We start from the raw sequence: 13,852 nt of genomic DNA on the forward strand, positions 1-13,852 counted from the left end.
GTACCCGATTGTGTTGTGGACAGAAGAGTGAGATTATTATCCGGCAAGAATTACCTTTCTTCCTGTAAGAGGATGTGATGAAAAAATATCGGCTGTACTCGTCCGGTGTCGCGGCTGCGCTGGTTGCAACGGCCATTTCCGGCTGTGCGATGACCGGGCTCGACATGACCAGGGTCGTATCGAATCACCCGTTGCTCGAGCAGGGCGCGGGCCAGTATGCCACGGTCTATTTCATCCGCCCAAACACCGAGCGCGCCATGGGGTTTCCCGATAACCCGCTGACCATCGAGATGGATCGGAAAAGGTTGCTGACGCTGGGCAAGGGCGAGTACACCATGCTACGCCTGAAGCCCCGTGTCACCACTACGATGACCTTGAAATCAAAGACCGCTGTCGGCCCGAACTGGACCATCAAGGAAATGTCAAAAGACAAGAATTGGTCTTTCGCGGGCGGCCAGACCTATTTCCTGGTTTTCAAGCCGGTGGATGGCGAGTTCCGTGGCGTGTATTTTATCGCGGAAAGCGTTGACTTGTTCAGCGCCAAGGAGGCCGCCCCGAAACTCCATGCGGTCGGTGTTGCAAAACCGATTTCGGCGCTATAGGCTGAAACAGCTTCCCCTGGCAGCTTGTCGGACGTAGGTCGAATTTGCTGCAAAAGTGGGGCTGTATCTATGTATATCGTTCTTATCCTGCTTGGCATCCTCCTCGTTTTTGGCCCGCAACTCTGGGCGCGGCACGTTCTCAAGCGTTACAGTAAAACCCAGGATGACTTGCCGGGCACTGGCGGCCAATTGGCGCGGCACCTGCTGGACAAACACGGACTGTTGGACGTGGGTGTGGAGCAGACCGAGAGCGGCGATCATTACGATCCTCTCGCCAAGCGCGTGCGGCTGAGCCCCGCCAATCTCAATGGCAAGTCGCTCACGGCCATGGCGGTGGCGGCGCACGAGGTGGGGCATGCCTTGCAGGATCAGGCCGGATATGGCCCCCTGAAGATGCGCAGCAATCTGGTGCAGATCGCCCAGCGCACAGAAAAGCTGGCGTCCATGGCGATGCTGCTGATGCCCGTGGCGGCAGCGCTGGCGCGCTCCCCATCGGCAGGTTTTGCGCTATTTCTCGTGGGTGTTGCCGGTTTTGCCATGTCTACGCTTGTTCATCTCGTTACCCTGCCCGTGGAATGGGACGCCAGTTTTGGCCGGGCGTTGCCGGTGTTGCGCGACGGGGGCTACATCTCGGCGCAGGAGGAACGCGCCGCGCGCCGGATCCTGCGGGCGTGCGCCTTCACCTACGTGGCCGGTTCGCTGGCCAGTTTGTTCAATCTATGGCGCTGGATAGCGATATTGCGGCGCAGATAGGCGATAATACCCTGTTATGTCTGTCCATCCGTCCTTTGAGATTTTGCTGGGTGCGGAACGTGCGTTCCTTGACCCAAACTACACTGAATGCTTATGAAAAATAACTGCACTACCACCCTCGAACAGCTCCTGAAACAGCGCATCCTCATTCTGGACGGCGCGATGGGGACGATGATCCAGACCTACAAGCTGGATGAAAAAGATTATCGCGGCACGCGCTTTGCCGATTTTGCGCATGATCTGAAGGGCAACAACGATCTGCTGACCCTCACCCAGCCACACATCATCCGCGCCATTCATACCGCCTATCTTGAGGCTGGGGCGGATATTCTTGAGACCAACACCTTCAATTCCACCTCGATCTCCATGGCCGACTACCACATGGAGGACCTGGTATACGAGTTGAATCTGGAAGCTGCGAAGCTCGCGCGCGCGGCGGCGGATGAGGTGCAGGCCAAAACGCCCGGCAAGCCGCGCTTCGTGGCGGGTGTGCTGGGGCCCACCAGCCGCACCGCCTCGATCTCACCCGATGTCAACGACCCCGGCTTTCGCAACGTCACCTTCGATCAACTGGTAGAGGCTTATACCGAGGCGATGCGTGGGCTGCTCGATGGCGGTGCGGATATCCTGATGGTCGAAACTATTTTCGACACGCTCAACGCCAAGGCGGCGCTGTTCGCTATTGATCAGTACTTTGAAGATCACCATGTGCGCGTGCCGGTCATGATCTCCGGCACGATTACCGACGCCAGCGGACGCACCCTGTCCGGGCAGACCACGGAGGCGTTCTGGAATTCCGTGTCGCACGTGCGGCCCTTGAGCATCGGCCTGAACTGCGCGCTTGGCGCCAAGGAACTGCGCCCCTACGTGCAGGAATTGTCCAGGATCGCCGACACCCATGTGAGCGCGCATCCCAACGCAGGCCTGCCCAACGCCTTTGGCGAGTATGACGAGACGCCGGAGACGATGGCGGGCATCATCCGCGAATTCGCGGAAAGCGGCTTTCTCAATATCGTCGGCGGCTGCTGTGGCACCAGCCCCGCACACATCAAGGCGATTGCCGATGCGGTAAGCCAAATCCCGCCGCGCATTGTGCCGGTGATCGAAAAGAAGTGCCGACTCTCAGGCCTGGAACCCTTCAATATTGGCGAGGACACGTTGTTCGTCAACGTCGGCGAGCGCACCAACGTGACCGGCTCGAAGGCCTTCGCGCGGCTCATCATTGGCGGTGAATTCGACAAGGCGCTCGACGTAGCACGCAACCAGGTCGAAAGCGGCGCGCAGATTATCGACATCAATATGGACGAAGGCATGCTCGATTCGGAAAAGGCGATGGTGACCTTTCTGAAGCTGATCGCCTCCGAGCCCGACATCAGCCGCGTGCCGATCATGATCGACTCCTCCAAGTGGTCGGTGATCGAGGCGGGATTGAAGTGCGTGCAGGGCAAGCCTATCGTCAACTCCATCAGCATGAAGGAAGGCAAGGCGGAGTTTGTTGAGCGGGCCAAACTGGTGCGGCGTTATGGTGCGGCGGTGATCGTGATGGCGTTCGACGAACAGGGCCAGGCCGACACCCAGGCGCGCAAGGTGGAAATCTGCACCGAGTCCTACAATATTCTGGTCAATGAGGTCGGCTTTCCGCCCGAAGACATCATCTTCGACCCCAACATCTTCGCCGTCGCCACCGGCATCGAGGAACACAATAACTACGGCGTGGATTTCATCGAAGCCACGCGCATCATTAAGAAAGCCCTGCCCTATGCCAAGATCAGTGGAGGCGTGAGCAACGTCTCGTTCTCCTTCCGTGGCAATGAGCCAGTGCGCGAGGCCATCCACACTGTGTTCCTCTATCACGCTATCCAGGCGGGTCTGACGATGGGCATCGTCAATGCCGGGCAGTTGGGCGTGTATGCAGAGATCCCCAAGGATGTTCTGGAGCGCGTGGAGGACGTGATTCTCAATCGCCGCCCCGACGCCACCGAACGCCTGGTGGAGTTCGCCGAATCGGTCAAGGGCAGCGACAAGGCCAAGATCGAAGACCTCGCCTGGCGCAACGGCACGGTGACGGAGCGCCTTACGCATGCTCTGGTGAAGGGCATCACTACCCATGTCATCGAGGATACCGAAGAGGCGCGGCAGCAGGCGGTGCGTCCCATCCATGTGATCGAAGGGCCGCTGATGGACGGCATGAACGTGGTCGGCGACCTGTTCGGCTCGGGCAAAATGTTCTTGCCGCAGGTGGTGAAAAGTGCGCGCGTCATGAAGCAGGCGGTGGCGCATCTCATACCGTATATTGAAGCGGAAAAAGAAGCCGGTGGCGGCGCACAAAAGGCCAAGGGCAAGATCCTCATGGCGACGGTGAAGGGCGATGTACACGACATTGGCAAGAACATCGTCGGCGTGGTGTTGCAGTGCAACAATTTCGACGTGGTCGATCTGGGCGTGATGGTGTCGTGCGCCAAAATCCTGCAAACCGCGCGTGATGAAAAGGTCGATATCATCGGCCTGTCGGGCCTGATCACGCCGTCGCTGGAAGAGATGGCCTATGTCGCCAAAGAAATGGAGCGTGAAGGCTTCACCCTGCCGCTGCTGATCGGCGGCGCCACCACCTCGCGCGTGCACACCGCCGTAAAGATCGAGCCCGGCTATAGCGGCCCCACCGTTTATGTGACGGACGCCTCGCGTAGCGTGGGTGTGTGTACCTCACTGGTGAGCGATGACCTTAAAGATCCGTATGTAAGGGACATCAAGGCCGAATACGAAAAGATCCGCATCGAGCATAAGGGCAAAAAGGCATCGAGCAAGCGCTATACGCTGCTTGAGGCGCGCGAGCACGGCCTGAAAACCGACTGGGCCACCTATACGCCGCCGCACCCCGCCTTCCTTGGCCTGAAGGCGCTTACCGATTACCCATTGCAGGACATCAGCGCACGCATCGACTGGACGCCGTTCTTCCAGACCTGGGAACTCTCTGGGCGTTATCCCAAAATTCTCAGTGACGCGAAGGTGGGCGAGGCCGCCACCCATTTGTTCAGTGATGCCCAGGCGATGCTCAAGCGCATCATCGAGGAACGCTGGCTGCAAGCCAATGCCGTGATTGGCCTGTTCCCCGCCAATAGCGTGAACGAAGACATCGAAATCTATACCGATGAATCGCGCACCAATGTGGCGATGACCTTTCACGCCCTGCGCCAGCAGATGATCAAGCCACCGGGCCGCCCCAATCTGTGCCTGGCTGATTTGATCGCGCCTAAGAGCAGCGGTGTGAAAGACTACATTGGTGCCTTCGCCGTTACCACTGGCATCGGTATCGACGCGCGTGTCGCCGAGTACGAGAAGAACCACGACGACTACAACAGCATCATGTTAAAAGCCCTCGCCGACCGCCTTGCCGAAGCCTTTGCCGAATTCCTGCACGAACGCGTGCGCAAGGAATTTTGGGGTTACGCTAAAGATGAATGCTTAAGCAACGAAGAGCTGATTGAAGAAAAGTACCGCGGCATCCGCCCCGCCCCCGGCTATGCCGCCTGCCCCGATCACACCGAAAAAGGCCCGCTGTTCGAGTTGCTCCATGCGCCAGAAAATGCCGGGATCATCCTAACTGAAAGCTATGCCATGCTGCCCACCGCAGCGGTAAGCGGGTTTTATTTCGCGCATCCCGAATCGAGCTATTTTTCCGTCGGCAAGATCGAGAAAGATCAGGTCGAGGACTATGCGCGGCGTAAGGGCATGACGGTCGAAGAGGCAGAGCGTTGGCTGGCGCCGGTGCTGGCGTATGACGCTTGAACCTTAAAACCGCTTTTTGTCCACGAAAAACACGAAATTCACGAAATAAAACAAAAACATGGATTGCTTCATCAATTCACCGGATGGGTGGCAAGTAAAATCGCTATATGTATTTGAGTATTTTCGTGTTTTTTCGTGACTTTCGTGGATAACTGAGTGTTTCAGGTTCAGCTCTCCTTCCGGCACTCGTGCGTCACTTCCACCTCGCCATCCTCATGCACGGTTTCCATGCGCACGGTGAATCCCCATAACCGGGTGAGGTGTTTGAGCACTTCGTCCGCGTCGTCGTTCAATGGGCGCCGGTTGTGCTGGATGTGGCGCAGGGTCAGCGAGCGATCACCACGGCGATTAACGTTGTAGACCTGGATGTTGGGTTCGCGGTTACCCAGGTTGTAATTCTCTGCGAGCGCCTGGCGGATGTCGCGGTAGCCGCGTTCGTCATGTATTGCCGAGATTTCCAATTGATTGTCCATGTCGTCGTCGAGCACGGCGAACAGTTTCAGGTCACGGATCAGTTTGGGCGACAGGTATTGCGCGATAAAACTCTCGTCCTTGAAGTTACGCATGGCGAAATCCAATGACTTGATCCAATCGCTACCGGCAAGATCCGGGAACCAGTGCCTGTCCTCATCGGTGGGGTGCTCGCAGATGCGGCGGATGTCGCTCATCATGGCGAAACCCAGCGCATAGGGATTGATGCCGCTGTAGTACTTGCTGTCATACGGCGGCTGATAGACCACATTGGTGTGGGACTGCAGGAATTCGATCATGAAGCCGTCGCTGAGCAGGCCTTCGTCATACAGGGTATTGAGGATGGTATAGTGCCAGAAGGTCGCCCAGCCTTCGTTCATCACCTGGGTCTGGCGTTGCGGATAGAAATATTGCGCCATTTTTCTGACGATACGCACGACCTCGCGTTGCCACGGCTCCAGTAACGGGGCATTTTTCTCGATGAAATAGAGGAGATTTTCCTGCGGTTCCGGCGGGAAATGCTCTTCCTCCTGCACATTGGTACGCTTGTCAGTCACCGGCACGGTGCGCCACAGGTCGTTGATGCGCGATTGCAGATACTCTTCCCGCTCCTTGTGCCGTTGCTGCTCCTCTTGCAGAGAGAGGCGGGCGGGCCGTTTGTAGCGGTCTACGCCGTAATTCATCAGGGCGTGACAAGAATCCAGCACCGCCTCGACCTCATCGGCACCATAGCGCTGTTCACACTCGGCGATGTAGTTTCGTGCGAATAGCAGATAGTCGACGATGGATTCCGCATCTGTCCAGGCGCGGAACAGATAATTGCCCTTGAAAAAGGAGTTGTGGCCATAAGCGGCGTGGGCGATAACCAGGGCCTGCATCATCATGGTGTTTTCTTCCATGAGGTAAGCGATGCACGGACTGGAGTTGATGACGATCTCATACGCCAGGCCCATCTGGCCGCGCCGGTATCGCTGCTCGACGCCGAGGAACTGCTTGCCGAACGACCAATGTGCATAGCCCACCGGCATGCCCACATAGGAATAGGCGTCCATCATCTGTTCTGCGGTGATGATTTCTATCTGGTTAGGATAGGTGTCGAGCTTGTAATGTGCGGCAACACGGGCAATCTCATTGTGATATGTGTCGAGCAGATCAAACGTCCACTCGGATGTTTCGGATAACACGCGATTTTCCATGTCACACCAGCTTTTTCTGGAAGAGTTTGCGAAACACGGGATAGATATCCGCAGGTTCGGTAATATGCTGCATGGCAAAATTCGAGCAGGACCGCTTCACTGTCAGATATTCGCGCCACAGCCCCTGGTGATTCTCTTCGGTGATCTCGATGTAGGCGTAATACTGTACGTTCGGCATGATGGCGTTGATCAGAATGTCGCGGCAGATCGGTGAATCGTCGGTCCAGTTATCGCCGTCGGAGGCCTGCGCACCGTAGATGTTCCATTCCGACGAGGGGTAGCGCTCCTTGATAATGTCATGCATCATTTCCAGCGCGCTCGACACCACCGTGCCGCCGGTCTCGCGCGAATAGAAAAATTCCTGTTCGTCGACTTCCTTGGCGACGGTGTGATGGCGGATGAACACCAGCTCGATCCGCTCATAGCTGCGTGTCAGGAACAGATACAGCAGCGTGAAGAAGCGTTTGGCCATATCCTTTTTGCCCTCATCCATTGAGCCGGACACATCCATCAGGCAAAACATCACCGCCTGCGTCGTGGGCTGCGGTTGTTTGATGCGGTTGTTGTATTTCAGGTCAAAGGTGTCGATAAACGGAATCGCACGGATTTTGGCCTTAAGCCGGAGGATCTCCTCTTGCAGCGCCATGACCAGCGCGCCACCCTCGCCCTCCGTGACCAACAGTAGTTCCAGCTCCTGTTCGGCCTCACGCAGACGACGGGAGTACGGATTGCGTGTGGCGATGCGCCGGCTCAGCGAGCTCTTCATCGAGCGCACCACATTCAAGTTGCTGGGCACGCCGTCGGAGGTATAACCGGCGCGCACCGATTTATACAGCACCTGTTTGGCCAGTTGCGTCTTGATCAGGTCGGGCAACTCCAAGTCTTCGAAAAACAGATCGAGGAATTCCTCGCGCGACAACTCGAAGCTGAACTCGTCTTCACCCTCGCCGCTGTTGCTGGCTTTGCCTTTGCCGCCACCTCCCCCGCCGGAGGGACGTGATACACGGTCGCCCGTGACGAAATCGCTGTTGCCGGGATGGATGCCCTCGCGTTTGCCGCCGGGGCCATGGCCAAACACTGGCTCCGAGATGTCCCGGGCCGGAATGTTGATCTTCTCGCCACGCTCCAGGTCTGTGATGGAACGGCCAGACATGGCGTCGCCCACGGCCTTTTTTATCTGGCCCTTGAAGCGCCGGATAAATTTCTGGCGATTGACCGCGCTCTTGTTCTTGCCGTTCAATCGTCTGTCGATAAATTGCGCCACGGATCGATCCTATTTTAGGTAGGGACGGCTGTCCCTCTCGCCCATTTAGTAGATGTAGGGTGCGCCGCGCGCACCACAGAAAACGAGCAATTGGTGCGCGCGGCGCACCCTACACCTGCGTCACATCACGACGACTTGCGGGTGCGCAGATGCCATTCACACAGCAGCCGTACCTGCTTTGACGTATAGCCCTTATGCACCATGCGCGCTACGAAGTCTTCGTGCTTCTTCTTGTCATCGGTGGAGGACTTGGTGTTGAAGGAGATCACCGGCAGCAGGTCTTCCGTGCTGGAGAACATCTTTTTCTCGATCACCACGCGCAGTTTTTCGTAGCTGGTCCACGCCGGGTTCTTGCCGCCGAGGGCGGCACGTGCGCGCAGCGTGAAGTTGACGATTTCGTTGCGGAAATCCTTGGGATTGCTGATGCCCGCAGGCTTTTCGATTTTTTCCAGCTCCCCGTTCAGCGCGGCCCGGTCGAAGATCTCGCCAGTGTCTTGGTCACGGTATTCCGAATCCTGGATCCAGTAATCAGCATAGGTGACGTAGCGGTCGAAGATGTTCTGGCCGAACTCGGAGTATGACTCCAAGTACGCCGTCTGTATCTCCTTGCCGATGAATTCGGCGTAACGCGGTGCGAGATAGCCTTTGAGGTACGCAAGATAGCGCTCCATGATGTCGGGTGGGAATTGCTCCTGTTCGATCTGCTGCTCGATAATGTACAGCAGATGCACCGGATTGGCCGCAACCTCGACAGTGTCGTGATTGAAGACGCGGGAAAGAATCTTGAACGCAAAGCGCGTCGATAAACCGTTCATGCCCTCGTCCACCCCGGCGTAATCGCGGTATTCCTGATAGGATTTCGCCTTTGGGTCAACATCCTTCAGATTCTCACCGTCGTAGACACGCATCTTGGAGTAGATATTCGAATTCTCCGGCTCCTTGAGGCGCGACAACACCGCGAACTGCGCCATCATCTCCAGCGTGCCCGGCGCGCAAGGGGCCTGCGACAGCGAGCTATTCTTGAGCAGCTTCTGATAGATCTTCACCTCGTCGGAGGCGCGCAGGCAATACGGCACCTTGACGATATAGATACGGTCGAGGAAGGCCTCGTTATTTTTGTTGTTCTTGAAGGAGGTCCACTCGGACTCGTTGGAGTGCGCGAGCACGATGCCGTTGAAGGGGATCGCGGCAAAGCCTTCCGTACCCTTATAGTTGCCTTCCTGAGTAGCCGTGAGCAGAGGGTGTAGTACCTTGATCGGCGCCTTGAACATCTCGACGAATTCCAGCAGACCCTGGTTGGCCAGGCACAGGCCGCCGGAATAGCTGTAGGCGTCCGGGTCGTCCTGGGAGTACTGCTCCAGCTTGCGGATGTCCACCTTGCCGACCAGCGAGGAGATATCCTGATTGTTCTCGTCGCCGGGTTCGGTTTTGGCAATGCCGGTTTGCTCCAGCACCGATGGATGCAGCTTCACCACCCTGAACTTGGTGATGTCGCCATTGAATTCGTGCAAGCGCTTCACCGCCCACGGCGACATGATGCCGGGTAGGTAGCGGCGTGGCACGCCGTAGTCCTCCTCAAGGATCTGACCATCTTCCGCCGGCGAAAACAGCCCCAGCGGCGATTCGTTGACGGGCGAATCCTTGATGGCGTAGAACGGCATCTTCTCCATCAGCGACTTGAGCTTTTCGGCCAGCGACGATTTGCCGCCACCGGGTGGGCCGAGCAGGTAGATGATCTGCTTTCTCTCTTCCAGCCCCTGGGCCGCATGGCGGAAGTAGGATACGATCTGCTCGATGGTTTCCTCCATGCCGTAAAATTCGCGGAAGGCCGGGTAGATCTTGATCACCTTGTTGGAAAAGAGCCGGCTCAGGCGCGGGTCGGTCTGGGTGTCCAGCGTTTCCGGTTCGCCTATGGCCATCAACATCCGCTCTGCCGCGCTGGCGTAGGCGGAAGGATCCTTCTTGCAGAGTTCCAGGTACTCCTGCAAGGACATCTCCTCCTGCTTGCTTTCTTCGTAGCGGGATATGTAGCTGTTGAAAATATTCATACTGATCACCTCGTTGCGATATGCCGCCTGACGCGCAGGTTACCCACAGGCTTATTTAAGCGCGGGCACCATTCCCTTGTCTATTTTCAAGCAAAACGTGGGCCAACATTTAGCTGCTGGGAATGCCTTCATCAATATATGCAACAGCCTAAGCCCGCACTTTCCATGTCCAGTAAACCACGGTCCGTATCCATATTGCCGGACGGATGCATGTCCGCTTCGCCTCAGCGTCATTATGACAACAGCCGGTTACCATTTTTTGACGCCGCGCCGGAATCGTGTCTCTCGCAGTCCACCCGGTAAAATTTGACCGGAAACCTGTGCGATTGTTCCAAGCATGAAACACTGTGAAACGATACGTCCAGAAAATCAAGCGCGGGTAACAAGCGTGTCCGGCGTGCCTCAAGAATCGCCGTCTGATGCCGATAGCTCAAACACGATACCGGCACAAGGGTTGTGCCGATGCTTTAGCGAGGCCTCCCGGGGGGTGTTTCATGAGTTTTCTGGAAAAAATGACTATCAAGGCGCGTTTGACGATTTTGGTGGGGTTCATGGCGGTGTTGATGGTGGTCCTCGGTGCAATGGGGTTGCACGCCACCAAGGCATCGAATGAGAGTTTGCGCACGGTATATGTCGACCGCATGGTGCCAGTGGAACAGATTTCTTCTATCTTGAATAATAACATGTCCAGCCGTCTCCATATCCTGAAGGCATTGGAAAGCCCCACGCCGGAGCAGATCCAGGCCACGATTGACCAGGTGCGGCAGAACCGCGAACAAATCAATCAAAAGTGGAAGGAGTACATGGCCACCTCTCTGACACCGGAAGAAAAGCAACTGGCGGACAAGCTCGCCGCTGACCGGAAACGGTTTGTCGAGGATGGGTTAGTGCCGGTAATAGCCCTGTTGCGTGACGGCAAGCTGGATGCGGCCCGTAACATCACCCATCAATTTCTCGAGCCTGCCTATGGCCCCGTCCAAGAGGGTGCCAAGGCGCTCCTGAAGCTGCAAATGGATGTCGCCAAAGAGGAATACGAGAAGGCCCAGCACACCTATGAAATCACCCGCAACATCACTATCGCAGGTATGGTGGTGTGCATTGCCCTGGCCGTGCTGCTCGCCTTTTTCACTGTGCGCGGCATCACCCGTGGCGTTGCGGAATTGGAACGCGCTACGGCGCGGCTGGCAGACGGGGATTTGAATGCCCGGGTCAACAATCACAGCGCTGACGAGTTGGGCCGGGTGGCCAAAGCCTTCAATCACATGGCGGACAGATTCAAGAATACCATCGGAGAAGTGTCGGGTTCTACATCCCAGTTGGCCGCTGCGGCAGAGCAACTTTCTGCAGTGAGCATGCAGACCAGCCATGGTATTGCCCAGCAGCAATCGGAAACCGATCAGGTTGCCACCGCCATGAACGAGATGTCCGCCACGGTGCAGGATGTGGCGCGCAATGCGGAGCAGGCGGCAAGCGCGGCGCGCAATGCGGATGCAGAGGCGCAAAAGGGTAAACGGGTGGTGGGTGACAACATCGACGCCATTGACGCACTGGCCGCCGAGGTGGAAAGGGCCGCCCAGGTGATTCAAAAACTGGAGGCGGAGAGCGGCAGTATCGGCACGGTGGTGGATGTCATCAAGAGCATCGCCGAGCAGACCAATCTTCTGGCATTGAATGCCGCTATCGAGGCCGCACGCGCCGGTGAGCAGGGGCGAGGATTCGCCGTGGTGGCCGACGAGGTGCGTACCCTCGCCAGCCGCACCCAGCAATCCACGCAAGAGATCCAGCAAATGATCCAGCGCCTGCAAGTGGGCGCCAGCGAGGCGGTAAAGGTAATGGTACAGGGGCGCAGTCAGGCACAGGACGCCGTGAAACAGGCGGCCCAGGCCGGCGAGTCGCTAGAAGCTATCACCCGCGCCGTGGCCAATATCACCGACATGAACACGCAGATCGCCAGCGCGGCGGAAGAGCAAAGCGCGGTGAGCGAGGAGATCAACCGCAACATCGTCACCATCAGCCAAGTCGGCAGCCAGACCGCTGCAGGCGCGCAGCAGACCTCCTCCGCCAGCGAGGAACTGGCGCGGCTGGCGGCACAGTTACAGACGCTGGTGGGGCGGTTCAGGGTCTGATTTGTGGACGTGGCTTTTACATCCAGGAGGAATCAATGAAAATCAATTTGCCTGTCACTGGCCGGGAAGTGATGTTGCGCGATGATACAACGCTGATCAGCACGACCGATTTGAAAGGGATGATCACGGACATGAATCTGGAGTTTGTTAAGGTCAGCGGCTTTAGCAGAGAGGAACTGCTAAACAAAAGTCATAATGTCGTGCGTCATCCTGATATGCCTACTGCGGCATTCGCCGATTTGTGGAATACCCTTAAAACGGGAAAACCCTGGATGGGCATCGTCAAGAACCGCTGCAAGAACGGCGACCACTACTGGGTCGATGCCTATGTCACGCCACTCTATGAGGGGAATCGCATCGCCGGCTATCAGTCGGTGCGCACCATGGCCTCCCGGCAACGGATCGAGCGCGCCGAGGCCCTCTACCGGCAGATTAGCGCTGGCAAAATGCCCAAGACCGGTGGGATCAAAGGCAGCATCGCCGCGCGGCTTGGCGTGGGTTTTCTGGTCATCCTGGGGGCGCTGTTCACGTTCACCGCGTTCGCTGGCGATATCCCGCTCTGGGCCAGCGCGCTGGCATGGCTGATGGCGGCGGGTGTTGCGCTGGGCGCCAGCCGCTTTGCCATCGCCCCCCTGCTCGCAGCTCAGACCGATGCGCGGGCGGTGGTCGACAATCGCCTGATGCAACACATCTATATCGGGAATACGCACGAGGCGGGGCGGTTGCAACTGGCGATCACGATGCTGCAGGCGCGGCTGCGCACGGCGATGGGACGGATCACGGACCCTGCTGCCCAGATTGCTGCTGCCGCCGAACAACTCGCAGTGGTGACCCAAGGCAGCCGGCAGCAGCAATCGGAAATCGATCAGGTCGCCACCGCCATGAACGAGATGTCCGCCACGGTGCAGGATGTGGCGCGCAATGCGGAGCAGGCGGCAAGCGCGGCGCGCAATGCGGATGCAGAGGCGCAAAAGGGTAAACGGGTGGTGGGTGACAACATCGACGCCATTGACGCACTGGCCGCCGAGGTGGAAAGGGCCGCCCAGGTTATCCAAAAACTGGAGGCGGAAAGCGGCAGTATCGGCACGGTGGTGGATGTCATCAAGAGCATCGCCGAGCAGACCAATCTTCTGGCATTGAATGCCGCTATCGAGGCCGCACGCGCCGGTGAGCAGGGGCGAGGATTCGCCGTGGTGGCCGACGAGGTGCGTACCCTGGCCAGCCGCACCCAGCAATCCACGCAAGAGATCCAGCAAATGATCCAGCGCCTGCAAGCGGGCGCCAGCGAGGCGGTAAAGGTAATGGTACAGGGGCGCAGTCAGGCACAGGACGCCGTGAAACAGGCGGCCCAGGCCGGCGAGTCGCTGGAGTCAATCACCCGCGCCGTGGCCAATATCACTGACATGAACACGCAGATCGCCAGCGCGGCAGAAGAGCAAAGCGCGGTGAGCGAGGAGATCAACCGCAGCATCGTCAACATCAGCCAGATGGGCAACCAGGCCGAGGCGAGAGCGCAGCAGACCTCCTTCGCCAGCGACGAACTGGCGCGGCTGGCCGCAGAGCTGCAGTGTTTGGTGATACAGTTCAAGGCTTAGGGTGGTACTGT

Annotated in this window: 8 protein-coding genes; 5 read left to right on the top strand and 3 right to left on the bottom strand. The window is 57.8% G+C overall.

All coding sequences use genetic code 11. The annotated features are described in order from the left end of the window. Positions 1–77 precede the first annotated feature (77 nt). The 3 genes from M3A44_00775 to metH all read left to right on the top strand — a co-directional run bounded on the left by M3A44_00775 (position 78) and on the right by metH (position 5,141). A complete protein-coding gene (locus tag M3A44_00775; GenBank protein MEQ6340201.1) occupies positions 78–602 on the top strand; it encodes a hypothetical protein in 525 nt (174 codons plus the stop codon). Between the two features lie 69 nt (positions 603–671). Continuing rightward, the gene (locus M3A44_00780) at positions 672–1,355 is read left to right on the top strand and encodes a zinc metallopeptidase (protein MEQ6340202.1); all 684 of its coding nucleotides are present in this window, start codon (positions 672–674) and stop codon (positions 1,353–1,355) included. Between the two features lie 93 nt (positions 1,356–1,448). Then, the gene (gene metH / locus M3A44_00785; protein ID MEQ6340203.1) at positions 1,449–5,141 is read left to right on the top strand and encodes a methionine synthase; all 3,693 of its coding nucleotides are present in this window, start codon (positions 1,449–1,451) and stop codon (positions 5,139–5,141) included. Between the two features lie 167 nt (positions 5,142–5,308). Here metH and M3A44_00790 read toward each other — a convergent pair whose 3' ends face one another. The 3 genes from M3A44_00790 to M3A44_00800 all read right to left on the bottom strand — a co-directional run bounded on the left by M3A44_00790 (position 5,309) and on the right by M3A44_00800 (position 10,120). Further along, on the bottom strand, positions 5,309–6,808 hold the full coding sequence (locus M3A44_00790; protein MEQ6340204.1) for a SpoVR family protein: 1,500 nt from the start codon (positions 6,806–6,808) through the stop codon (positions 5,309–5,311). Between the two features lies 1 nt (position 6,809). Further along, complete coding sequence (locus tag M3A44_00795) at positions 6,810–8,072, bottom strand: YeaH/YhbH family protein (protein MEQ6340205.1); 1,263 nt, start codon at positions 8,070–8,072, stop codon at positions 6,810–6,812. 125 nt (positions 8,073–8,197) lie between these two features. Continuing rightward, positions 8,198–10,120, bottom strand: coding sequence for a PrkA family serine protein kinase (locus M3A44_00800; GenBank protein MEQ6340206.1), 1,923 nt, complete (start codon positions 10,118–10,120; stop codon positions 8,198–8,200). Between the two features lie 494 nt (positions 10,121–10,614). Here M3A44_00800 and M3A44_00805 point away from each other — a divergent pair, with 494 nt between their 5' ends. After that, complete coding sequence (locus tag M3A44_00805; GenBank protein MEQ6340207.1) at positions 10,615–12,246, top strand: methyl-accepting chemotaxis protein; 1,632 nt, start codon at positions 10,615–10,617, stop codon at positions 12,244–12,246. A 35-nt stretch (positions 12,247–12,281) separates the two neighbouring features. Beyond that, on the top strand, positions 12,282–13,841 hold the full coding sequence (locus M3A44_00810; protein ID MEQ6340208.1) for a methyl-accepting chemotaxis protein: 1,560 nt from the start codon (positions 12,282–12,284) through the stop codon (positions 13,839–13,841). Positions 13,842–13,852: the final 11 nt, after the last annotated feature.

It is taken from the genome of Gammaproteobacteria bacterium, assembly GCA_040183005.1.
In the GTDB taxonomy this organism is placed as follows: Bacteria; Pseudomonadota; Gammaproteobacteria.